The 24,230-nt window shown below is 40.2% G+C and carries 24 protein-coding genes; 22 read left to right on the top strand and 2 right to left on the bottom strand.

The features are described from left to right. Position 1: 1 nt before the first annotated feature. From mraY to AYR53_RS10390, 14 genes are all read left to right on the top strand, one after another. Positions 2-967 carry a phospho-N-acetylmuramoyl-pentapeptide-transferase gene (gene mraY, locus AYR53_RS10455; RefSeq protein WP_068224855.1) on the top strand — a complete coding sequence of 322 codons (966 nt, stop codon included), beginning with the start codon at positions 2-4 and terminating at the stop codon, positions 965-967. Positions 968-993: 26 nt separating this feature from the next. Continuing rightward, the gene (gene murD / locus AYR53_RS10450) at positions 994-2,373 is read left to right on the top strand and encodes a UDP-N-acetylmuramoyl-L-alanine--D-glutamate ligase (RefSeq protein WP_068224853.1); all 1,380 of its coding nucleotides are present in this window, start codon (positions 994-996) and stop codon (positions 2,371-2,373) included. A gap of 1 nt (position 2,374) precedes the next feature. Beyond that, positions 2,375-3,460: an undecaprenyldiphospho-muramoylpentapeptide beta-N-acetylglucosaminyltransferase gene (gene murG / locus AYR53_RS10445; RefSeq protein WP_068280366.1), complete on the top strand. Its 1,086-nt coding sequence runs from the start codon at positions 2,375-2,377 to the stop codon at positions 3,458-3,460. A gap of 13 nt (positions 3,461-3,473) precedes the next feature. Beyond that, entirely contained in the window at positions 3,474-4,328 is an 855-nt protein-coding gene (locus AYR53_RS10440; RefSeq protein WP_068224849.1) for a cell division protein FtsQ/DivIB, read from the top strand. Between the two features lie 132 nt (positions 4,329-4,460). Next, the gene (ftsA, locus tag AYR53_RS10435) at positions 4,461-5,762 is read left to right on the top strand and encodes a cell division protein FtsA (RefSeq protein WP_068280369.1); all 1,302 of its coding nucleotides are present in this window, start codon (positions 4,461-4,463) and stop codon (positions 5,760-5,762) included. Between the two features lie 32 nt (positions 5,763-5,794). Continuing rightward, entirely contained in the window at positions 5,795-7,093 is a 1,299-nt protein-coding gene (ftsZ, locus tag AYR53_RS10430) for a cell division protein FtsZ (protein ID WP_068224845.1), read from the top strand. A 67-nt stretch (positions 7,094-7,160) separates the two neighbouring features. Then, a complete protein-coding gene (locus AYR53_RS10425) occupies positions 7,161-7,835 on the top strand; it encodes a YggS family pyridoxal phosphate-dependent enzyme (protein WP_068224843.1) in 675 nt (224 codons plus the stop codon). Positions 7,836-7,870: 35 nt separating this feature from the next. Then, positions 7,871-8,323 (top strand): cell division protein SepF, encoded by a 453-nt coding sequence (locus tag AYR53_RS10420; RefSeq protein WP_068280373.1) that lies wholly within the window; start codon positions 7,871-7,873, stop codon positions 8,321-8,323. A gap of 35 nt (positions 8,324-8,358) precedes the next feature. Then, on the top strand, positions 8,359-8,646 hold the full coding sequence (locus tag AYR53_RS10415) for a YggT family protein (RefSeq protein WP_100071314.1): 288 nt from the start codon (positions 8,359-8,361) through the stop codon (positions 8,644-8,646). 18 nt (positions 8,647-8,664) lie between these two features. Beyond that, a complete protein-coding gene (locus AYR53_RS10410; RefSeq protein ID WP_068224839.1) occupies positions 8,665-9,447 on the top strand; it encodes a YlmH family RNA-binding protein in 783 nt (260 codons plus the stop codon). A 20-nt stretch (positions 9,448-9,467) separates the two neighbouring features. Further along, the gene (locus tag AYR53_RS10405; RefSeq protein WP_068224837.1) at positions 9,468-10,223 is read left to right on the top strand and encodes a DivIVA domain-containing protein; all 756 of its coding nucleotides are present in this window, start codon (positions 9,468-9,470) and stop codon (positions 10,221-10,223) included. A gap of 287 nt (positions 10,224-10,510) precedes the next feature. After that, complete coding sequence (gene ileS / locus AYR53_RS10400; RefSeq protein WP_068280376.1) at positions 10,511-13,303, top strand: isoleucine--tRNA ligase; 2,793 nt, start codon at positions 10,511-10,513, stop codon at positions 13,301-13,303. A gap of 128 nt (positions 13,304-13,431) precedes the next feature. Continuing rightward, complete coding sequence (dapF, locus tag AYR53_RS10395; RefSeq protein WP_068224833.1) at positions 13,432-14,412, top strand: diaminopimelate epimerase; 981 nt, start codon at positions 13,432-13,434, stop codon at positions 14,410-14,412. A 197-nt stretch (positions 14,413-14,609) separates the two neighbouring features. Continuing rightward, complete coding sequence (locus AYR53_RS10390; protein WP_068224831.1) at positions 14,610-16,058, top strand: MFS transporter; 1,449 nt, start codon at positions 14,610-14,612, stop codon at positions 16,056-16,058. Positions 16,059-16,132: 74 nt separating this feature from the next. Here the strand turns inward: AYR53_RS10390 and AYR53_RS10385 are convergent, their stop codons facing one another. Next, complete coding sequence (locus AYR53_RS10385; RefSeq protein ID WP_068224829.1) at positions 16,133-17,323, bottom strand: toxic anion resistance protein; 1,191 nt, start codon at positions 17,321-17,323, stop codon at positions 16,133-16,135. Beyond that, positions 17,316-18,008 (bottom strand): 5-bromo-4-chloroindolyl phosphate hydrolysis family protein, encoded by a 693-nt coding sequence (locus AYR53_RS10380; protein ID WP_068224825.1) that lies wholly within the window; start codon positions 18,006-18,008, stop codon positions 17,316-17,318. Before AYR53_RS10380 ends, AYR53_RS10385 begins: the two co-directional genes overlap by 8 nt. Before the next feature lie 181 nt (positions 18,009-18,189). Here AYR53_RS10380 and AYR53_RS10375 point away from each other — a divergent pair, with 181 nt between their 5' ends. The 8 genes from AYR53_RS10375 to AYR53_RS10340 all read left to right on the top strand — a co-directional run bounded on the left by AYR53_RS10375 (position 18,190) and on the right by AYR53_RS10340 (position 24,220). Further along, positions 18,190-18,741 carry an NUDIX hydrolase gene (locus AYR53_RS10375; RefSeq protein WP_068224823.1) on the top strand — a complete coding sequence of 184 codons (552 nt, stop codon included), beginning with the start codon at positions 18,190-18,192 and terminating at the stop codon, positions 18,739-18,741. 14 nt (positions 18,742-18,755) lie between these two features. Continuing rightward, positions 18,756-18,977: a hypothetical protein gene (locus AYR53_RS10370; RefSeq protein ID WP_068224819.1), complete on the top strand. Its 222-nt coding sequence runs from the start codon at positions 18,756-18,758 to the stop codon at positions 18,975-18,977. A 29-nt stretch (positions 18,978-19,006) separates the two neighbouring features. Continuing rightward, a complete protein-coding gene (locus tag AYR53_RS10365) occupies positions 19,007-19,705 on the top strand; it encodes a 5'-methylthioadenosine/adenosylhomocysteine nucleosidase (RefSeq protein WP_068280378.1) in 699 nt (232 codons plus the stop codon). 77 nt (positions 19,706-19,782) lie between these two features. Continuing rightward, entirely contained in the window at positions 19,783-20,952 is a 1,170-nt protein-coding gene (locus AYR53_RS10360) for a cysteine desulfurase family protein (RefSeq protein WP_068226227.1), read from the top strand. Positions 20,953-21,117: 165 nt separating this feature from the next. Further along, a complete protein-coding gene (locus AYR53_RS10355) occupies positions 21,118-21,462 on the top strand; it encodes a DUF1831 domain-containing protein (protein ID WP_068224816.1) in 345 nt (114 codons plus the stop codon). Between the two features lie 178 nt (positions 21,463-21,640). After that, positions 21,641-22,768, top strand: a complete 1,128-nt coding sequence (mnmA, locus tag AYR53_RS10350) for a tRNA 2-thiouridine(34) synthase MnmA (RefSeq protein ID WP_068224813.1) — start codon at positions 21,641-21,643, stop codon at positions 22,766-22,768. 118 nt (positions 22,769-22,886) lie between these two features. Further along, positions 22,887-23,546 (top strand): histidine phosphatase family protein, encoded by a 660-nt coding sequence (locus AYR53_RS10345; RefSeq protein WP_068224811.1) that lies wholly within the window; start codon positions 22,887-22,889, stop codon positions 23,544-23,546. Positions 23,547-23,554: 8 nt separating this feature from the next. Next, on the top strand, positions 23,555-24,220 hold the full coding sequence (locus AYR53_RS10340; protein WP_068224809.1) for a tetratricopeptide repeat protein: 666 nt from the start codon (positions 23,555-23,557) through the stop codon (positions 24,218-24,220). The last annotated feature ends 10 nt before the right edge of the window (positions 24,221-24,230 follow it).

The raw sequence follows: 24,230 nt of genomic DNA, 5'->3' as shown, positions 1-24,230 counted from the left end.
TATGCAATTTACAAAGATGTTAATACCAGTTGTTAGTAGTTTTGCGTTAACTTTCATTGTAATGCCGTTATTTATTGGCTATTTTAGAATGAAAAAAGAAGGGCAAGTTATTCGAGAAGAGGGCCCTTCTTGGCACGAAAAAAAATCAGGGACACCAACTATGGGTGGCCTTGTTTTCTTAATTGCAAGTGTTATTTCAACTATTTGGGTTAGTTTATGGCAGCATCAAATGACCCTGAGTAGCTGGATTACCTTGTTTATTCTTGTTTTATATGGCGGTCTGGGCTTTATGGATGATTCAATTAAGCTATTTGAAAAGCGTAATCTAGGGTTGCGTGCTTGGCAAAAGCTATTGGGTCAGATTATTGGTGGCGTTATTTTTCTTATTGTCTACGTTCACGAAGGTTTTCCACTCGCAATAAATGTTCCTGGCCTTGGATCATTGCACTTAGGCGTTTTATACTTATTCTTCGTCTTATTCTGGTTGGTTGGGTTTTCGAACGCGGTTAATTTAACTGATGGTCTAGATGGCCTAGTGGCTGGTACAGCGGCGATTGCCTTTGCAACTTACGCAATTATTGCACAGCATGAAGGCCGGACGGATATCTTGATTTTCTGCTTAACAATTTTAGGTGGTCTAATTGCGTTTTTCTGGTTTAATCATAAGCCGGCCAAGATATTTATGGGGGATGTTGGCTCACTAGCATTGGGTGGTGCACTTGCTGCTGTATCAATCTTACTGCACCGTGAACTGTCCTTGCTTCTTATTGGTCTGATCTTTGTGATTGAAACGGCAAGCGTGATGATTCAGGTCTCCGTCTTTCATTTAACGGGTAAGCGCGTCTTTAAAATGACGCCCATTCATCATCATTTTGAAATGCTAGGTTGGTCAGAATGGCGTGTTGTTTTGACGTTCTGGGCTTTTAGTCTAGTTTGTTCAATTATATACTTAAGTTTGTTCTTATAATTAAAATGTAAAAGGGAGTCTTAATTTTGAAACGTGTAACGGACTATAAAAATAAAAAAGTCCTTGTCTTAGGATTGGCCAAAAGTGGGGTTAATGCAGCACGCTTGTTAGCTAAACTAGGCGCGTTAGTCACCGTTAATGATAAAAAAAAGTTTGATGATAATCCTGACGCCCAATCCTTATTAGCAGAAGGAATTCGGGTTATTACGGGGAGTCACCCATTAGCCTTATTAGATGAAGACTTCGTACTGATGGTAAAAAATCCTGGTATTCCGTACACTAACCCGTTAGTCGCTGGTGCCATTAAAAAGAATATTCCGATTATTACTGAACCTGAACTTGCCTATGAGGTTTCCGAGGCGCCATTAATTGGTGTTACGGGGACAAATGGTAAAACAACAACAACGACAATGATTTCATTGATGCTGAATTACGGCCGCCAAAAGGGACAAGCCTATGTTGCTGGTAATATTGGTGTTCCAGCAAGTGCGGTTGCACAAAAAGTAACGCCAGATGATGTGATGGTGACCGAGCTTTCAAGCTTTATGTTGATGGGAATTACTAAATTACGCCCGCAGATTGCTGTTTTGACTAATATTTATACTGCCCACATTGATTACCACGGTAGCCGTGCTAACTACGTCAAAGCAAAAATGCGAATTGTAATGAACCAAACTGCCGCCGACTTCTTTGTTGTCAATTGGGATAACCCCGAGTGGCGAGAATTAAGCAAACAAACAAAGGCACAAGTAGTACCGTTTTCACGTCAGGATCTTAGTGAAGATGGTGCCTATGAAAAAGACGGGGTTCTTTATTTTCGTGGCGAAGCAATTCTAAAGGCTAGTGAAATCAAGGTCCCTGGTGAACACAATGTTGAAAACGCACTGGCGTCTTTGGCAGTTGCTAAGTTGATGGGTCAAAGTAATGAGGCAATCGCTGAAGTTTTACGAACCTTTAGTGGTGTTAAGCATCGCTTACAATTTTTAACTGAATGGCAGGGTCGTCGTTTCTATAATGATTCTAAGGCAACTGACATTGAGGCAACTCAAATGGCCTTAAATGGTTTTAAGCAGCCCGTTGTGTTATTGGCCGGCGGACTTGACCGTGGTTTTAGTTTTGATCGACTAGTTCCGGAACTCAAAGAGCACGTTAAGGCAATGGTTCTTTTTGGCGAAACCGCGGAGTTGTTGAAAACTGCTGGTGAGCAGGCGGGGATTAAAAACATTAAGTTAGTTCACGATGTTGAAACTGCATTGCCAGTTGCTTACGCGCAGAGTCAACCTGGTGATATCGTATTGCTTTCTCCAGCTAATGCTAGTTGGGATCAATACCCTAACTTTGAGGTGCGTGGACAACTATTTATAGATGGTGTGACCAAATTGATTAAAGAAAATGGAGGACACTAAGATGCGAGTTATTTTCTCCGGTGGCGGCACAGGCGGCCACATCTATCCTGCCCTAGCCGTCATTGAGCGAATGAAAGAACGTCATTTAATTGATGAATTATTATACGTTGGTACAAAAAAAGGCTTAGAGAGTAAAATTGTACCTCAAAAAGGAATTCCCTTTACGGCAATTGAATTACAAGGCTTTAAGCGTTCGTTGTCACTAGATAACATTAAAACAATCACCTTATTTTTAAAGAGCGTTCGGACGGCCAAAAAGCTGATTCGCCAGTTTAAGCCTGATGTTGTTGTTGGCACAGGCGGCTACGTTTCAAGTGCCGTATTATATGCGGCGGCGCGGTTACATATTCCGACGGTTATTAACGAGCAAAATAGTGTTGCTGGTATTACCAATCGTTTTTTAGGTCACTTTGTTGATAAAGTATCAATTTCATTCCAAGCGGTTGCTGATCAGTTCCCGGCCACCAAGATTGTATTGACGGGTAATCCGCGGGGACAACAATTTGCTGGCATTAAGCCTAATGATCGTTTGAAAGATTTTGGTTTACAACAAGCACCAACGTTGCTGATTTTTGGTGGTAGTCGTGGTGCCGAGCGAATCAACCAGGCATTTTTAAGTGCGTTACCACAATTGAATGAAAAAAAATATCAAGTGCTGTTTGTTTCTGGACAAGTACATTTTGCCAAAATTCAGGCGAGTTTGAAGGGTAAGCAGGTCAATTCAAATATTGCAATTGTCCCTTACATTGATGATATGCCCACTATTTTGCCTGATGTAGCGGTAATACTTGGTCGGGCAGGGGCAACTTCACTGGCCGAAATTACGGCACTTGGTATTCCTTCGATTTTAGTTCCAAGTCCTTACGTGACAAATGATCACCAGACTAAAAATGCTCAAAGTCTAGTTGACAAAAACGCAGCACGTCTGGTGACTGAAGAACAATTAACGGGGGAAACATTAGTGACGGTTAGTGATGATTTAATGCAAAATGAAGCTAAACGTCAAGAAATGGGACAGAATGCTAAAGCGATTGGTGTACCAGATGCGGCCGATCGTTTTATTAAGGTTATGCAAGATCTAATTTAAGGATGTGATGCAGATGAGGAAAAAATGGCTAAAAAAGAATAAGCAAAAAAAGACACCAGATGATCCAGCATCTGCATTAACACCCTGGGAAACTTACCAAAAAAAGCAGAAACAGCAATCTAAAAAAACAAATACAATCGAAAGTAAATTACCACGATTGAAGGAGCTGCGCCACCATCATTTAGTCAATCGCTTAGTAGCGTTGCTCGTTACTTTTATCATTATCATATTGATTGCTGCTTACTTTGCATCACCGATAAGCAAAGTTGGAAATTTACAAGTTGCTAATAGCGGTAAAACAACCCTTTCAACGCAAAGTGTTATTGACGCAAGTGGGATTAAGTCAAGTGATCTTGTTATTAATACTCTGCTACATCAAACCAAAATTAGTCAGCGGGCTAAGCAGGCAGAACCAAAAATAAAACAATTCAGTTTGTCAATAGCTGGGCTGCATAGTGTTACGTTGCACGTTACAGAATATAAAACGGTTGGGATCTTATTAAAGAACAATCGGTATTACCCAATCTTGGCAAATGGGCGCGTAGCAAGTTCAGGCAGTGGCCATCAGATTGCGGGTAATTATTCCGTTTATAGTAATTTTCAACATAAGCAAACTTTACAGAAGATGGTTCAGCAATATAATCGATTGCCAAGTGATGTTCAAAATGGAATTTCCGAAATTCATTTTGCTCCAACTAAGTTAAATCCAAAACGAATTCATTTATACATGAACGATGGTAATCAAGTTTATGCGACCCTAGAAAGCTTTAGTAAAAAAATGCGCTATTATCCTTCAATTGCCAAGCAAATGAAGAAAAAGGGTGTTGTTAATTTAGAGGTCGGTGCTTATTCATACCCGTTTAAATAAAGAAACGTTTTAACACGCATGCTAACGCGAAATAGGACTTTTAAAAAGCGGTTTAAATGTGTTAAAATTTAACTATATAGTATAAATTAAATAAATTTGAAAGTAATTAATTTCAAGGAGGTTCCACAACTTATGGGAAACACTGGCATATATGTTGGGCTTGACATTGGAACCACCTCAATAAAGGTCATTGTCGCAGAGTATATTAAAGGGCAAATGAATGTTATTGGTGTGGGGAGTGAACGCTCCGAAGGCTTGAGTCGAGGTGTTGTAGTAGACATCGATAAGGCCGTAACCGCCATTCAAAAAGCTGTAAAGCAAGCCGAACAAAAAGCAAATATTGATATTCATGAAGTAACGGCTGGCATTCCAGCCAACCTATTAGAGATCGAGCCCTGTCAAGGTATGATCGCGGTAGCAGATGAATCAAAAGAAATTAATGATAGTGATGTTAAAAATGTGGCGGCCGCTGCATTAGTTCGTAACTTACCACCTGAACGCGAGATCTTAACGGTTTTGCCGGATGAATTTGTGGTTGACGGTTTTGATGGAATTAAGGATCCACGGGGAATGCTAGGCGTGCGGTTAGAGATGCATGGCATGTTATTAACGGCACCTAAGACCGTTATACATAATATGCGTAAATGTATCGAACGAGCTGGTTTAACGCTGGTGCAGTTAGTTGTTAATCCACTGAGTTTGGGCCGGTTGGCACTTAGTGATGGGGAACAAGATTTTGGAACTGTCTTAGTTGATCTTGGTGGTGGTCAAAGTACAGCTGCTGTTATTCATGATCACAAGTTAAAATATACTTATGTTGATCAAGAAGGCGGCGACTACATTACCAAAGATATTTCGGTCGTTTTAAACACTTCCTTTGATAGTGCTGAAAAAATCAAGCGGGATTATGGCTACGCGGATTCATTGCAGGCTTCTGAGGGGGAATCATTTCCGATTGAAGTTGTCGGTCAGGATGCACCAGTTACGATAAGTGAAAAATATTTGGCAGAAATTATTGAGGCCCGTTTGACTCAAGTTTTTGAGCGAATGAATAAGGCACTAGAAAAGATTGGCGCGTTTGATTTACCTGGTGGTATCGTTATGACTGGTGGCGTGACGGCGTTACCTGGCATTGCCGAATTGGCTAGCGATATTTTCAAGCATAACGTTAAACTCTATATTCCTGATGAGATGGGGTTACGTCACCCCTCTTTTGCACAGGCTTTGAGTCTGATCAGTTATACGGCAAACCTCAGCGAAATTGATTTGCTTGCACAAAGTGCTTTAGGTGGTAATCTAAAGGCAGTAACAAAAACAACAGTGAAAAAACAGGAAGAGCCGGTTGTGGAAACGACAACAACTGAAAAACAAACGACGGAAAAGAAAGAAAGCTTTTCTGGTATTCGTAAGTTTTTAAGCAATTTCTTTGAGTAGATGACAGCAGAACCTTATAGGAGGAACAATTTATGGAATTTTCTTTAGATTCAAATCAAAATACAGGCGCCATAATTAAAGTCATTGGCGTTGGTGGTGCCGGTGGCAATGCTGTCAACCGGATGATCTCAGAGGATGTCAAGGGCGTTGAATTCATTACGGCTAATACTGATGTTCAGGCGTTGGATAGTGCTGATGCCGAAACAAAAATTCAATTAGGACCGAAACTAACGCGGGGACTTGGCGCAGGCTCAACACCTGAAATCGGCCAAAAGGCTGCCGAAGAAAGCGAAGAATCATTAGCGGAAGCTCTAAAAGGTGCAGATATGATTTTCGTTACCGCTGGTATGGGTGGTGGTACCGGAACTGGTGCGGCTCCAATTATTGCTAAAACGGCTAAAGATTTAGGCGCTTTGACAGTTGGTGTTGTAACGCGACCATTTAGTTTTGAAGGACCAAAACGGGCTAAAAATGCCGCTGAGGGAATCGCTGAAATGAAGCAACACGTTGATACTTTAGTCATTATTTCTAATAATCGATTACTAGAAATTGTTGATAAAAAGACACCTATGTTGGAGGCTTTCCATGAAGCCGATAACGTATTGCGTCAAGGTGTTCAAGGTATCTCTGATTTAATCACATCACCTGGCTACGTTAATTTGGATTTTGCTGATGTTAAAACGGTTATGCAAAATCAAGGATCTGCACTGATGGGGATTGGTTCGGCAACCGGTGAAAATCGTACGGCTGAGGCAACTAAAAAGGCTATTTCATCACCATTATTGGAAGTTTCAATTGATGGTGCTGAACAAGTATTATTAAATATTACCGGTGGCCCAGATTTATCATTATTTGAGGCGCAGGATGCTTCCGATATTGTTTCACAGGCTTCAACAAGTGACGTCAATATCATTTTTGGGACTTCAATTAATGAAAATCTTGGTGATGAGGTCGTAGTTACTGTCATTGCAACTGGGATTGATACCAATAAAATTCAAGGAAATCGTCGTGGAGAACAGCGGTCTGAACAGGCTTTACGGTCAACGAATAATTCAACTGATAAACAAACCCCATCAGAACAAAATAAGACCCAAACAACTCGAAGTCGCCAAACATCAAGTAAAAGTGATGATCCGTTTGGTAACTGGGATATTCGTCAGGAACCAACACGGCGGCAGTCAACTAATAATGATGACAGTCTAAATGATGCACAAAAACCAGATTTTGATGTTTTCCGGCGGACGGATACAGCAAATGATGATCAAGACAACTCTAAGGATGATGGTAATGGTCTAGATACACCACCATTCTTCAAGCGGCGGCGCAATTAGATAAAATTTGGATTATTTAAGGTTTAGCCAGATTTAATTTTGTTCTCAGTAATAAGGGATGAGTTTCATGACAATTAGCAAAAATATCATGGCAGTTAAGAAATCAATTGATCGGGCAATGGCGGTGGCTAACCGGCAAGATCAAGTTACTCTAATTGGTGTAACAAAATATCATTCGGTTAGTGAGGCCCAACAGGTAGTTGCCGCCGGAGTAACCAATCTTGCTGAGAACCGGCCGGAAGGTTTGGCTGAAAAACAATTGGCCTTTAAAGAAAACCACGATTTAAAGTGGCACTTCATTGGTTCGTTACAAAAACGTAAGGTTAAAAAGGTTATTAATCAGATTGATTATTTGCATTCACTTGATCGCCTGGAACTGGCAACAGAAATTCAGAAACGGGCAAATCAACCCGTCAAATGTTTTATTGAGGTCAATGTATCTGGGGAAGAGAGTAAATCTGGTGTTTCGTTGGCTAACGTTGTACCATTAGTGCAGGAAGTCAAGGTAGATGACAAGGTTCTAGTTGTCGGTTTAATGACAATGGCTCCCAAGGATGCGAATGATGAGCAGTTACATCAACTTTTTCATCAACTTAAGTTAAAACGGGATGAAGTGCAAGCTTTAGAATTGCCAACTGCGCCTTGTCGTGAGTTAAGTATGGGGATGAGCCATGATTATCAGATTGCAATTCTTGAGGGTGCAACTTTTGTCCGTGTTGGCACGGCTTTATTTGATGCATAAACTCACTATTTAACTAAAATTGGGGAGGAACCGCGATGGCTAGTAAATTTAATTTAAGTAAGTTTTTTGGAATGACGGATGATGCAGATGATTATATCGCACCAGCACCCAAAACGACTGTTAGTACCAAAACTAATCAAGCACTTCAGCCCCAAACGCCGAATTTACGGACAACTAATAAGCAAAAGGTCGTTCCAATTACAGCTGGACCGGCCAAAGCAAGTAAAATAGTTATTTTTGAGCCCCGAATTTATTCGGACGTTAAGGAAGTTGCGACACATTTAATGAGTAATCGAGCAGTTGTACTGAATTTTAAACGAATTGATCAGGCACAAGCAAAACGGATTGTTGATTTCTTAAATGGAACTGTATTTGCAATTAATGGTGAAATCGAGCGGGTTGGTGAAGAGATTTTTCTTTGTACTCCGGCTAATTTTGAAGTTGATGGCAATCTGTCCGATGTGTTACGCCAAGATGGTTTAAGTTAGTATGCTCCTCAGGCTAAATTAAAGGAGGAACAGAATTGGTAGCTTTCATTAGCGGACTTTATTATATCTTGGATCGGGCAATTTACCTATATATGATCCTTTTAATGATTTATGTTTTAATGTCTTGGTTCCCGGGCGCTTATCAATCACGCTTAGGCCAACTAATGGGGCGGATATGTGAGCCCTTTTTAAACATTTTTTACCGTATTATTCCGTCAATTGGTGGGATTAGTTTTGCTCCTTGGGCCGCTTTCATTGTACTTTGGCTGGTCCAACGAGGGTTATATTTTTTGGCAGTTGTTTTGATGCGACTTTTCACGTAAGAGAAGGGGTTGAAAAAGATGGATAGCGTGGTCTATCAGCATTTTCGTAAAGAAGAGGCACCATTCATTGACCAGGTTGCCAGTTGGGTGCAAGACGTTGAAGATCAGTACCGGCCCTATTTATCTAATTTTTTAGATCCACGACAACAATTTATTGTTGAGTCGCTAATTAGTGTCAAAAGTGATTTGCGTTACCAATTTGAGGGTGGCTACACCGATGCCGAGCGTAAGCGGGTTCTAATTTATCCGGATTATTTCGAACCCACAAGTGATGATTTTGAAATTCAATTATTTGAAATTCGTTATCCACAAAAATTTACGCAACTTTCTCACGGAAAAATATTAGGGACTTTAGTCAATGCCGGTATCAGTCGTGATGTCTTTGGCGATATCATGACGGATGGTGTTCGGTGGCAGTTTTTTGTTGAAAAGAGCATGGTGGATTACGTAACGCTTCAGATTACTAAGATTGGTCGCGTGACTGTTCATTTGGAGACCGAGGATTACACGGAATTATTGATTCCAAAGGATGCTTGGCAAATCGAACAGGTAACAACTAGTTCTTTACGAATTGATGCTTTAATTTCGTCAGTCTATAATATTTCACGACAGCGTTCGAAAGAATTAGTAGAAAATGGTAAAATAAAACTGAATTGGCAAGCCTTTGAACGGCCTGATTTTGAACTTGGTTTACTAGATATTATTTCCGTACGTGGATTTGGACGAATTCAGTTACGTGAAATTGAAGGTAAAACTAAAAAAGAGAAATACCGTTTACAACTTGGCATTTTAAGAAAATAGTTTTTTTGGAGGTATTTTTTATGGCATTAACCCCGTTAGATATTCACAATAAAGAATTCAATGTTAAAATGCGCGGCTACGATCAAGATCAAGTTAATGATTTTCTTGATCAAATTATTAAAGATTATGAGGCAGCGTTGAAGCAAAAGGATGATCTGGAAACTGCCTTAAAGGCTAGTGAAGAGAAAGTCACTTACTTTAATCAATTAAAAGATGCCTTGAATCAATCAATTATTGTTGCCCAAGAAGCAGCGGATAAAGTTAAAACAAATGCGCAAAAAGAAGCCGACATTATTAACCAAGAAGCACAAAAAAATTCGCAAAATCTACTTAATGAATCGACAGAAAAATCTAACCGGATTTTGGCCGATGCCTCACAAAAAGCTAAGCAGATTACGGCAGAAACCGAAGATCTTAAGAAACAAACTCGTGTATTCCGGCAACGATTACAAGTTATGTTGGAATCGCAGTTGGAGATCGTTAAGAGTAAGGATTGGGACGAACTCTTGGCGCATGAGGATATGCCAGTACGTAACACACGCGTAAATGCACACCAACCTGCGCTTGACAAAAAACAGGCTAGTAGCGTAAACTCAAATCATTCACAAAAAGCAGCTACTAATGATGTACCAGCAACTGCAGCTAAACAACAAGATTCTGGAGAAACAATGATTATTTTTCCAAATGATGAAAAACAACCAGTTACTAAAGATGGTGCACCAGCTTTAAATACCACCGTAGCCGAGGCAACTAAGCAAAAGAATACGGATAAATAATATTTTTATTGAGAACAGCAAGTTTATTAACAACACAAAAGCGAGTTAGTAGTAGGTGAAAGACTAACAGTGCGCTATTAATAAACAGATCATCTCGATTTCTGCACCTCTGAATATTTAGTAAGAGGCGTCGGTTTTATGACCGTTATCATAAGTTGAGGAGAACACTGTTTCTCAAAACTGGGTGGTACCACGACGACTTCGTCCCAATAGGAACGAGGTCTTTTTTTATACTCATTTTTAAAGTTCGAGTGTGTTTGTAAATAACAAAAAGGAGTGTTGGATAGATGCGAGTTAAAGATACTTTGAATTTAGGAAAGACCAAGTTTCCAATGCGTGGTAATTTACCAGTTCGTGAAGCAAAATGGCAAAAGGCTTGGGAAGAAAATAAATTATATGAAAAACGGCAAGAATTAAACGAAGGTAAGCCAACCTTTATTTTACATGACGGGCCACCATACGCAAACGGTAATATTCATATCGGGCATGCGCTAAACAAAATTAGTAAAGATATTATTGTACGTTTTAAATCAATGTCAGGTTACCGTGCGCCATACGTACCTGGTTGGGATACGCATGGCCTCCCAATTGAACAGCAATTAACGAAGCAAGGCTATGATCGTAAAAAAATGTCAACGACTGAATTTCGTGAATTATGCCGTAAATATGCGTTAGAACAGGTTGAAAAACAAAAGACTGACTTTAAACGTCTCGGTGTTTCCGGTGAGTGGGATAATCCTTACGTAACACTGGCACCAGAATTTGAAGCCCAGGAGGTTCGTGTCTTCGGTGAGATGGCCAAAAAAGGTTATATTTATCGTGGCAACAAACCAATTCACTGGTCACCATCCTCTGAATCTGCTTTGGCTGAGGCTGAATTAGAGTATAAGGATATTGAATCACCTTCGGCCTACTTTGCTGAACAAATTATTGATGGTAAGGGACTTTTGGATAACAATACTTATTTTGTTGTTTGGACAACAACACCATGGACTATTCCTGCTAGTGAAGGGGTTGTTGTTGCGGCTGACTATGATTATTCGGTTGTTCAACCCGCTGGCGAAACACGCCAATTTGTTGTTGCTACAGAGTTAGTGGCAACAGTTGCTGAAAAGGCCGGCTGGGAAGACGTTCAAACGGTTAAAACTATTAAGGGTAAGGATATGGAACGGATGACTGCTCGCCATCCATTTTATGATCGTGAATTATTAGTTATGTTAGGTGATTATGTCACTTTAGATTCTGGTACTGGTTTAGTTCATACGGCGCCTGGATTAGGTGATGATGACTATAACACTGGTAAACGTTATGGTCTTGATATCTTGTCGCCAGTTGATGCTCAAGGTAAGTTAACTGCAGAAGCACCTGGTTTTGAAGGCTTATTTTACGAAGAGGCCAACAAATTAGCACTTAAAAAGGTTAGTGATGCCGGTCTGCTTTTAAAACAAGAACCATATTTGCATAGTTACCCAATGGATTGGCGCACTAAAAAACCGGTTATTTTCCGTTCAACACCCCAGTGGTTTGCTTCCGTTGATGCTTTCCGGGACCAAATTTTAGCCGCAATTAAAGAGGTTAAGTTCTTGCCTGGTTGGGGTGAAACACGACTCTATAATATGATTCGCGACCGTGGTGACTGGGTTATTTCGCGACAGCGTGTTTGGGGCGTGCCGTTACCAATTTTTTACGCGGAAGATGGGACAGCAATCATTACGCCAGAAACAACTAACCACGTCGCGGATTTATTTGCTAAATATGGGTCAAACATCTGGTTTGATCGTGAGGCTAAAGATTTATTACCAGAGGGATTCACCGATGAACATTCGCCTAATGGTCAGTTTACTAAGGAAACCGATATTATGGATGTCTGGTTTGATTCCGGTTCATCCCATCAAGGTGTCTTAGCTGAACGTGATTATTTAACTTATCCTGCTGATCTTTACCTAGAAGGTTCTGATCAGTATCGCGGTTGGTTCAATTCTAGCTTAATTACAAGTGTGGCCGTTTCTGGGCACGCACCGTATAAACAAGTTATTTCACAGGGCTTTACCATGGATAAAAATGGTAAGAAGATGAGTAAGTCACTTGGTAACGTTATTTCACCAGAAAAAGTCATTAAACAAATGGGTGCCGAAATTATTCGTTTGTGGGTATCAACCGTTGATACCTCTGCTGATGTGCGGGTTTCAATGGATGGTTTTAAGCAGGTTTCGGATAGTTACCGTAAGATTCGTAATACGTTACGTTTTATGTTAGCCAATACGACTGATTATGATCCAAAAGCAAATGAAGTTGCTTACAAGGACCTACAATCCGTTGATAAGTACCTCTTGGTTCGCCTGAATCAATTAAAAGAAACCGTTTTGAAGGCGTACAATAACTATGACTTTGCAACTGTTTATAAAGTGGTTAATGGTTTTATTATTGCTGATTTATCAGCCCTTTACTTAGATTTTGCTAAAGATGTTATCTATATTGAGGCTGAGAATGATCCTAAACGCCGTTCAATGCAAACGGTAATGTACCAGGTTTTAGTTGTCCTCGCCAAATTATTAACCCCAATTTTGCCGCATACAATGGAAGAGGTTTGGTCATACCTAAAGGAAAATGACGAATACGTGCAATTAGCGGAAATGCCCGAAGTTGATCATTTTCCTAATGAGGCTGCGCTATTAGACCATTGGGAGAGCTTTATGGCGGTTCGATCGGACGTTTTAAAGGCCTTAGAAGAAGCCCGGGATGCAAAAGTAATTGGTAAGTCATTAGAGGCTAAGGTCATCTTGTACCCAACAGAACCAGTCAAGACTTTGCTGAATGAATTAGATGCCAATGTTATGCAAATCTTGATTGTTTCTGGTCTAGAAGTTAAAGGTGACAAGGCTACCGCACCAACTGATGCTGCAGTCTTTGATGATGTAGCTGTCGTTGTGGCGCACGCGCCAGGTGAGGTCTGCCCACGTTGTCGGATGACACGAACAGATATTGGGGTTGATGCCAAATTACCTCGCTTCTGTGGTCGTTGTGCTAAAATTGTTGAAACGCACTATCCAGAAGCAGTTAGTGAAGGATTTGACGATTAACCAAATAATACTATTAAGAATCGTAATGGTCTGCGGGCTATTACGATTTTTTTGTAGGCTTTGTTAATAGTTTTCTCAGAGAAATTGTGCTAAACTATAATTTAAATTTAACGATGGGTGGCAGAAAAATGAACGTAACTTTAACCAAAGTACACGGCTCAGAAAATGACTTTTTTATTCTTGACCAAACACAACTCGATCGGCAACTAACTGAAAATGAATTAAAACAAGTAACGCAAAATGTTGCTAAACGTTCAGGCGGTTTAGTTGGTGGTGCCGATGGTGTTCTTTCGGTTACGCAATCTGAACATCCTGGTGTAGCAGGAAAGATGCGGGTTATTAACGCTGATGGCAGCGAGGCGTCAATGTGTGGTAACGGTATTCGAACAGTTGCACGTTATTTAGGGGAAAAGCAACAACAGGAAACTTTTAAAATCGAAACGATGTACGCCGATTTGATGGTTAAGCATGCACCTAGTTTGGCCCCGGGAATTGCGACTTATCAGGCTGAAATCTCACCAGTTAGTTTTGCCGCTGCGGATTTAAAGATGCATGTGGCGGATCTTTCTGAATTACATCACAAAAAAATTCCGGCACTTTCACAGCAGCTTTATTTTACTGCCGTTGCCGTTCCTAATCCTCATTTAATCGGTTTTGTTGATCATACTACCTTACTTGGACCAGAATTAGGTAGAATTGCTAGTTATTTAAATGATGGGGCCAACCCGTATTTTCCGGATGGGGTTAACGTTAGTTTTGTTGAGGTATTGGGCCAAAATCATATTTTTGTACGAACTTACGAACGAGGAGTAGGGTTTACCAACGCCTGTGGAACGGGGATGTCGGCGGCAAGTTTAATTACTGTCCTGGAACAGGGTGCTGATTTTGAAAGTCCAATTACGGTTCGCAACCCAGGTGGTGTCGTTAAAACGTTGGTCCATGACCGATCAGCAGCACAGAATTATTGGATGGAACTTATTGGTAACGCAACTTTCACCGGGGTGGTGACACTTTCTTTGGCTGATCTATTAGCAGCTAATTTTGCGGATGTTGAGTTACAAAAAACGGATGAGCAAACGGCCTATCAAAATTTTGTTGCTAATTTATAAGTAATTTAGTTGTTTAAGTTTCACATAAAAGGTAGTTAATGACAAAGTGAATCCTCGTCGTTAACTACTTTTTACGTGAAATTAAACGCATAATTAATTTCTAGCTGATGAAAGGAATAAGCCGTTTTCAGAAAAGAGAGTATAATAAAGGTTATTTATCTGAATACTTACTTTAAATTATTAAAAGGAGATTAAAAATGGCAAAGGCCACAGTAGTTTCATTTAGTCAGAATCCAACTGTTCAAAAAAATCGTTGGTGGATCTTAATCGCCGTCGGAATGTTCACTTTTATGTCAACGCTGGATGCTAGTATTGTTAATATTGCATTGCCAGTGATGAGCCACGATTTACATATTCCAATGAATCAGGCCGAATGGGTTGTTTCAATCTATTTGATTGTTATTTGTGCCTTGTTACTATTATTTGGGCGAATTGGTGATGCTTATGGTAAAATAAAGGTTTTTCGAATTGGGACGATACTCTTTGTTGTTGGTTCATTTCTTTGCGGATTCAACCATAGTTTGGTGTTTTTGTTAGTTGCTCGCGTTATTCAAGCATTTGGTGCCAGTATGACAATGAGTACTAATAACGGGATTATAACAGAAATATTTCCTTTAAATGAACGGGGTAAGGCACTAGGTTTTATTGGTTCTTTTGTTTCCTTAGGTTCAATTGCTGGGCCAGGAATAGGTGGGATGTTGTTGTCAGTTTTGCCGTGGGGCTATATTTTTTGGTTAAATGTTCCAATTGGAATTTTAACAATAATAATTGGACAGCGTATTTTACCCAAGGATTTGATCAAAACACACAGCAAAATTGATTATCCTGGATTTTGTATTTTCGCTTTTTTTATAATGAGTTTATTTCTCGGTATTTTTTGGGGTCAACAAATTGGTTTTACACAGCCAATTATTTTAGTACTCTTCGCAATTGCAATTCTTAGTTTTATTGGTTTTTGTTACTTTGAACCAAGGCAAGTTAATGCATTGTTATCGTTTAAACTATTTAAGAACGGCCAGTTTACGTTAAGTTTGTTATGTGGCTTTCTCATTTTTATCACCAATTTTTTCTTTAACGTTATTTCACCATTTTATTTGGAAAACGCGCGGGGATTGGCGCCTAATCTAGCTGGCTATATTTTAATGATTTTCCCAATTTTTCAAGTTGCGGTTGCACCAATTTCTGGTGCCGTTTCCGATCGAATTGGGCCTGAAAGATTGACTTTCTTTGGTCTGTGCTTGATATCAATTAGTCAAGTGGGGTACCTATTAACAAACTTGACAACACCGATTTGGTTATTCATGCTTTTCATTGGATTGGTTGGTTTTGGTAATGGGGTCTTCCAAGCGCCTAATAATACGATGGTGATGAGCGCCGTGGAGCCACGTGACCTAGGTATTGCTGGTGGGATTAATGCACTAGCCCGAAATTTAGGTATGGTTTTTGGTATTTCGGCATCGACCACCGTACTATACGCGGCCATGAGCCACAAGTATGGTCAACACGTTACGACTGATCTTACAAAGCGACCAGATGTGTTTATTTACGGGATGCACGTTAGTTTTTTGATAGCATTGATTATTTGTTTGATTGCGACTGCGTTGACGGGTTACCGGTTATTTAAACACCAGCAGATAGCTGCATAAAATGTAATCTAATTTAATAAAATGTGATAAAAAAGACGCCATACCAGTTTAAATAATAGTATAGCGTCTTTTAGTTATGCATCAGGATTTTGGTGTTGATTGGTTAACGCAAGGAGTTGATCACGTAAATTATTCTCCATGGTCGATAATTCTAATTCAGCATTTTGCCGTTTTTCCCGGCCTTCTTGCTGAATTTTAAGGGTTTCTTGCAAGGTTTCAACGAGGTCGTTTTGTGTTTTTTGTAAGGTTTCAATGTCAACGACGCCGCGTTCATTTTCCTTAGCCGTTTCAATGGATGAAACTTTTAACATTTCACTATTCTTTTTTAGCAGATCGTTAGTCGTTTCTGAAACCTGCCGCTGAGCCGTTACTGCATCACGTTGCCGGAGTAGGGTGAGTGCAACGGCCACTTGATTTTTCCAAAGTGGAATGGCCGTATTAATTGAAGACTGAATTTTTTCGGCCAAAACTTGATTGGTATTTTGAATTAAACGAATTTGTGGTGCCTGTTGAATCGTAATTTCCCGGGCCAACTTGAGGTCGTAAATTCGTTTATCCAAGCGCTCATCAAATTGAGTCAGATCATTGACAGCCTGAACGTCCATTTGGTTTCCACTTGTTTGGGCCTTTTTATTTGCGGCAGGGAGTAAGGTGGTTTTAGTTTCGTTCAATTTAAGTTCGCCGGCGGCAATATAAATATTTAGCGCATCAAAATAATCCTTATTTTTTGTGTAAAGTTGTTCCAAGAGGCGGTTATCGTTGGTAAGGTTATTTTTTTGCTTATCTAATTTAACGGCGATTTGATCAATTTGGGCACCGATTTTTTGATATTTAGCCTGTGTTTCGTAGATTGATTTTTTGACACGACCAAACATACGCTTAAAAACGTTGCTGTCACCGGATTTTAATTCTTCAGGGCTTGATTCATTTAAACGATACATCAAGTCGCTCAGTGCATCACCAATTGCACCAGTATCTTGGCTTTGAACTTTGCTTAGCATACCCTGTGAAAATTCGCCAAGCTTTTTTTGCGCCTGAGCACCATAATTCATAATTGATTGCACGTCATCAACACTAATTTGTTGGGCCAACTTTTGAGCCTCTTGCTGTTGCTCTTCAGGTAACCGATCAACTAATTGATTTGCTTGTTCAGGTTGTGCCTGACTAACTTCATTAGTCGGTGTTTCTAAAGGGTTTTGTAGCAGATTTTCAAGGAGATCAGTTTTTTCAGCGTTTTTGGTAGGCTTTTTTTCTATATCACTCATCTAAGTTGGATTCCTTTCCCGCGGTCTTTGCTTTTTCTAAGGCCTTCTTAGCTAGGCTCATATCGACGTCCAAATCTTCCAGGTCGTCGGCTACGATTGCCGCGTAGTCTTTTTTTAATTGTTGTGCTAAATCAGTAATGAGAGTGGCACTTTTATCCAACACGACGTAGGTATCTTTGTCCTTCACTTCATGCTGACTAATTTGAATATATTTAGTTGTTAGATCAACTAAAGTTGGTAAATGCCGGTAAAGAAAATCGGCGGCTAAGTGAAGTTTTGCTGGTTTGGCAACTAACGCCTTAAACGTTGCTTGACTGACTTTAACTGGTTCATCGTGTAGTTCGATTGCTTTAAGCTTTGGAACACGTTGCATATTTTTGGCAAGTTGATCAATTTGTGCTTTGGCGTCCGCCATTGTTCCCCGGAAGAAGTCGATATCCCGTTCTGACATGCCGCTTTTTTTGTAATGTGCCATCAATTGATCACTAGGGACACTTTTGTTGCTTACTTTTCGAGCACGTTTTGGCTGCAGTGACACAATGACTGCTGTGATGAGTAGTGCACCAATTAAACTAATCCAACCCTTGAAGTTAAGTAGTTCATTTAATAAAAAATAACTGGCAATTAAGCTAAAAAAATCAATTAGTAACCAGAAATAACGGGTGCTTTTCTTTCGATTATTCATAGTAGGTCAACTCCATTCATGGATCACTTTTGTAGCTTTATTTTAACACATCGGAATTTACTGTTACTAAGTCTAAAGGTTGAATTTTAAGTAATCCTAACTATTGACTAAACAAATGTCAATTGAAATTCGCATGAAATGTCAGTATGATTAAATAAATAACTTGAATTGGAGTCGCTAAATGAAATTTGAAGAAAAAGTTTTGACAACTAAAAAGTTGTTTCATGGTGTAATGCTTGATTTGGAAATCGAAGAAGTTCAATTACCTAACCAACAAAAGGCAACCCGAGAGATCATTCGGCACCCCGGTGCGGCCGCAATTATGCCGTTTACTAGTGACGGGCGAATGATTTTCGTGGAACAGTGGCGTGAACCATTACGACGAGTCACTTATGAAATTCCGGCCGGTAAATTAGATCAACGTGATGCAACAGCTGAAGATGCCGCTTGGCGCGAACTAAATGAAGAAACTGGCTTTACTTCCGATCAATTAACGCTGGTTTGCCAATTCTTTTCTTCGCCAGGTTTTGCGGATGAACAATTATGGCTTTACCGAGCGGATAATATTCGACCTGTAGAAAAGCAATTACCACAAGATCAGGATGAATTTTTACGGCTACACCCATTAACGTTGCAAGAGGCCAAGACCAAACAGCAAGAAGGAAAGATTTGTGATGCAAAAACGGTCATTGCGTTACAACAGTGGGAACTTGCTGTAATAAATAATAAATAGAAAGAAGCGAATTTATGGCGGATAATAAGCAACCACAAAGTCGTGAAGCATACCGCAGACAACAAACTAAACAAGATGAGCAACCCGAACCGAGTTCAGCACCCAAAAAAAGTAGGAGCAAGCGCCAACCAGTGGGTGATCAACGAGTTGGACGCTTAAAACATCGCTTAAATTGGGCAATTATTATTGTCTTAATCTTGATTATTCTCACTTATTTAGTTTTATTTTTTGTTTAAGTTTAATTAATTTAGAAGGAGTTTTTGTAATGAAAATTGGAATTATTGGTGCTATGGAGGAAGAAGTTAAGTTATTACAAAGTAAAATGGACAACCTAACGCACCGTACGATTGCTGGGGTTGATTTTTATAATGGGGTTATCGCCGACCAAACAGTCATTCTTGTTCGTTCTGGAATTGGTAAAGTTCAAGCTGGCATGACCACTGGTTTATTGTTGGACCATTACGCGCCGGATGTTGTTATAAATACTGGTTCTGCCGGTGGGATTGGTAGCGGACTTAAGATTGGTGACGTCGTTATCTCCAGTGAATTAGTTTATCATGATGTGGATGCCACAGCCTTTGGTTACGTGATTGGTCAATTACCGCAACAGGCGGCCCGGTTTAGTGCGGACAAAGCGTGGGTTCGGCGCGTAGCAGCAGCGGCCCAACAAGTGGCCTTAACGACACACGTTGGTTTGATTGTTTCGGGAGATCAATTTATTGCTGGTAAGGCAGCAACGGATAAAATTCTGGCCAATTTTCCGGATGCACTGGCAAGTGAAATGGAAGGTGCTGCGATTGCTCAAGTTGCAACTCAATTTAAGGTACCTTTTGTTGTCATTCGAGCGATGAGTGACGTTGGTGATGAAAATGCCGGTGTTAACTTCGATGATTTTATTATTGATGCTGGTAAGCAATCTGCCCAGATGGTACTAGCTTTAATCGATCAAGTTGCTAGTGTTTAAAGGCTAGTTTCTTGCTTGTTACCGGAAGTATGCTAAACTTTAACCTGCTTACTTTTGAAAAGGGGATTGAAATTAAAATGAAACACGTTTATTTAGATAATGCCGCGACAACACCAATGGCGCCTGAGGTTATCCAGGTAATGACGGAGCAAATGCAGCATAATTTTGGTAATGCTTCCAACATCCATTACTTTGGTCGCGCTGCGCGAAAGGTTTTGGATGATAGCCGACAAATTTTTGCCAAAAGTATCAATGCTAACGAAAACGAAATCATGTTAACGAGTGGTGGTACTGAAAGCGATAATACGGCTGTTATGCAAACTGCTTTCAAACGGCAGAATCTAGGCAAACACATTATTACGACTGCAATTGAACACGAGGCCATTTTAAAGCCACTGCAGTTTTTGGAAACACAGGGCTTTGAGGTGACTTATTTGCCCGTTGATGAGGCTGGCCAGATTTCTTTAACGGATTTTAAGCGAGCCTTACGTCCAGATACTATTCTAGTAACAATTATGACGGGAAACAATGAGGTTGGTAGTCATATGCCAATTCACGAAATTGGTGAAATTCTAAAGGATCATCAGGCCTGGTTCCATACAGATGCAGTTCAGGCCTATGGGCTATTAGATATTGATGTCCAACGTGACCACATTGATTTACTTTCAGTTTCGGCACATAAGCTTAATGGTCCTAAGTTATTAGGCTTTTTGTACCGGCGGGAGGGCATTAATTTTCCTAGTTTTATTAAAGGCGGCGATCAAGAAGATAAACGCCGGGCTGGTACTGAGAATATTCCGGCGATTGCGGGCTTTGCGAAGGCTGTTCAATTAGATACGCCGGCTGAAAAACAAGAACGTCAAGAGCGCTATGTTGGTTTTAAACAACAGATTATTACGGGGCTAAAGCAGAACCAAGTAGCGTTTGCTGTCAATGGTAGTTTGGAGTCAACAAACTTACAGCACGTTTTAAATTTATGGATTAAGGGCGTTTCAACTTACGTTTTACAAATGAACTTGGACCTTGCCGGGTTTGCCATTTCTGGTGGTTCAGCTTGTACTGCGGGCAGCCTTGAACCATCTCACGTTTTGACGGCGATGTACGGAAAGGCAAGTCCCCGTGTTGAAGAATCGATTCGAATTAGCTTTGGTAAGGACAATACGCCAGCAGAAATTGATGCATTTGTTACAACTTTAGTCAAAATTGTTGCGCGGGTGAAGCAAGAACCAAAAGTAGCAACAAATTAGTGGTAAGGGTTTTTCGTTTCTAGGACGCAAAAAGAATCCTAGAGAACCCTAGGTGTACCATGTTTCACCTGCGTAAATTTTGCACTAGGAGCATGGTCATCAACTGTAAGCAGAATTTTTGTGTTTACGAAAAAAGTACCATTGCGAACTTAGGAGGTTATTTAAATGGCTTTTATGAAAACTGATAGTGTAAAGGGCGACTCAACAGTTTATGAGTTAAGCTCGGAAGTTAAGCGGTATACATTAAGGGACGTTGGCTTCATGGAAAAGAAGAACGGCAGTTTTACTTTTGCCCGGCCGTTAGATCCAACTGCGCCGGTTAAACAAGCAATTAAATTAAAAATAACCGTGGCGAAGGATTTGAGTGGTTTTACGATGTCCGTCACCACTGCTAATGGCTTGCAGCCAGTTGATATTTTTAAACGTCAGGATAGTGCGGAAAAAGTGGAACAATTCAATTTTATTGTTGCTGATTTAATTGAACGTAAAGTTATTCAGAAAAAAGTTTAATCAATTATTTTAACTATAAGTAGTTACTAGTGATGAGCAAAAATAGTTATCACTAGTAATTACTTATTTTTTGTTAGCTTCTTGCAATCTAGCGGTGGGTTGTTATAATAAAAGTTACTGAATTAAGCGACCTTCAAATCGTGGATTTTCAGAATCTATTTGAAATGATGGTGATCTAATGAGCGAAAACGCAAACGCTAATACGCGCGTTGTCGTCGGTTTATCTGGCGGTGTTGACTCCTCAGTAGCGGCACTCCTCTTAAAGGAGCAAGGCTATGATGTTGTTGGTGTCTTTATGAAAAACTGGGACGATACCGATGAAAACGGCGTCTGTACTGCCACCGAAGATTACAAGGATGTCACCAAAGTGGCCAATGAGATCGGAATTCCGTACTACTCCGTTAATTTTGAGAAGGAGTACTGGGATCGAGTCTTTGAATATTTCTTGGATGAGTATCGCCACGGACGGACACCAAATCCAGACGTTATTTGTAATAAAGAAATTAAATTCAAGGCATTCTTGGATTATGCTTTAGAATTAGGCGCAGACTACATTGCAACGGGGCATTACGCTCGAGTAACAAAGGATACTAATGGTACCGTGCATATGTTGCGCGGTGTTGACGGTAATAAGGACCAAACTTACTTCTTGAGTCAGCTTTCTCAGGATCAGTTACAGAAGGTTATGTTCCCACTTGGTGATATGACAAAGCCAGAGGTTCGGAAGGTAGCGGCTAAGTATGGTCTGGCTACAGCTGAAAAGAAGGATTCGATGGGAATCTGCTTTATTGGTGAGAAGAACTTTAAGCAGTTCTTAGGTCAATATTTACCGGCTCAACCAGGTAAGATGATGACAGTTGATGGTGAAGTTAAGGGTACGCATGATGGGTTAATGTACTATACCATTGGCCAGCGTCAAGGTTTAGGAATTGGTGGCAACGGTAAGAGTAATGATCCGTGGTTCGTTATTGGTAAGGACCTAAAGACTAATACACTTTACGTTGGTCAGGGTTTTCACAACGAGCACCTATACGCAACCCACTTAGAGGCCTCTAAGTTTGCCTTTACTTCTAAGCTTGATCGGGGGACTACTTTCCACGTAACCGCTAAGTTCCGTTACCGACAGAAGGATACTGGGGTTACTGTCCATTTAAACGCTGATCAAACGGCCTTAATTGAATTTGATGAGCCAGTTCGGGCAATTACACCGGGACAGGCAGTTGTACTCTATGACGGCGATGAGTGCTTGGGCAGTGGCACCATTAATGCTGCTTATAATGATGATCGTGTTTTACAGTACGTTTAATTTGCGGAAGAGTTGGGACTAAATGCCCAGCTCTTTTTTATTTTGCAAACGGACTTCCCCTTGAATTTACAGGCCTAATTAAGCATAATGTAGGAAAGGTAGTTAAGGAGTCCGAAAATTGACTAAATTATATTTTATTCGTCATGGTAAAACGCAGTGGAATTTAGAGGGACGTTATCAAGGAGCGCACGGCGATTCGCCATTACTCAAAGAAAGTTATACTGGAATTAAGGATTTAGCGGGATTTTTAACCCCACTTCATTTTAATCGAATTTATAGTAGTCCGTTGTTACGTGCGAAGACAACGGCTTTAGAACTGGATCGTCTTTTGCCGGGTAATATTCCAGTTACGATAGACGATCGGTTACGTGAATTTAATTTAGGACAAATGGAGGGGATGCAGTTTACGGAGGTTGAAAAGCAATTTCCCCGTGAATTACACGCGTTCCGGTATGCGCCGGCAGATTATAATCCAGAAAATATTGCCGGTGAGAATTTTCCAGATTTAATTAAGCGAATGCGGCCAGCTATTTGTGAGATTGTTGCGCAAGATAATGGTCACGGACAATACCTAATTGTTAGTCACGGGGCCGCTTTAACGGCGCTGATTCAATCATTATTAGGAACACCAATTGCCGATATGCGTAAAAATGGTGGTTTATCAAATACTAGCGTCACAACAATTGAAACAACGGATAGTGGTGAGTCATACCAGTTGCTTAAGTGGAACGATACGCACTATCTTCAAAAGGAATTAGATCCAACTGATACAATTTAGGTGATTAAATGAATAAAAAAATTAAAGCATTATGGCAAAAAGGAGATCAGCAAGGCGCAGTTAAGGCCCTTGTTGCAGCAATTGATCATGATCCGACCAACGTTGATAATTATTTACAGTTGGCCGCCTTTTTGGTTATTTTAAAGGACTATACGCAGGCCGAAAAGTTAATTTTAACTGCTCTGCAGCGTTTTCCGGATAATCAGGATTTAAAATATAGTTTAGGAACAATTTATTATTCTGCAGGTAAGTATGACCAGGCTTTAAAACAATTTCAGCATTTAACTCTGAAACGCCTAAAAAACGATCAGTTATATATGCTGGCGTTGACTTATCAGGCTAAGCAAGATTATGCCCGGGCGTTGGCGTTTGCACTAACGGCGCAGCAGGCACAGCCAAAGCAAACGGATACCAATTTGTTAGTTGGGGATTTATGGCTGGCCTTAGGTAAATTTAAGCAGGCCGAAACCTACTATAAAAAAGCGTTAGTAAGTGCACCAGAAGATGCTGCCGCTAATTTTAAGAATGGTCTGGCCGCGTTGGCCCTTGGTGATTCGGAGAATAATGCTTATTTTATTAAGGCCAAAGAATTAGATGCTGCTTATTTTGCAAAAGAAAAGCACCAATTAATTGATATTGAACGTTATTTAACCGCAAATAAAGAACAGAAATAGTAGGAGGCAA

Origin of the sequence: Loigolactobacillus backii (assembly GCF_001663675.1) — a bacterium.
Taxonomy (GTDB): Bacteria; Bacillota; Bacilli; order Lactobacillales; family Lactobacillaceae; genus Loigolactobacillus; species Loigolactobacillus backii.
The sequence above is the reverse complement of the archived record's forward strand: the minus strand, read 5'-3'. Positions and strand labels throughout refer to the sequence as shown.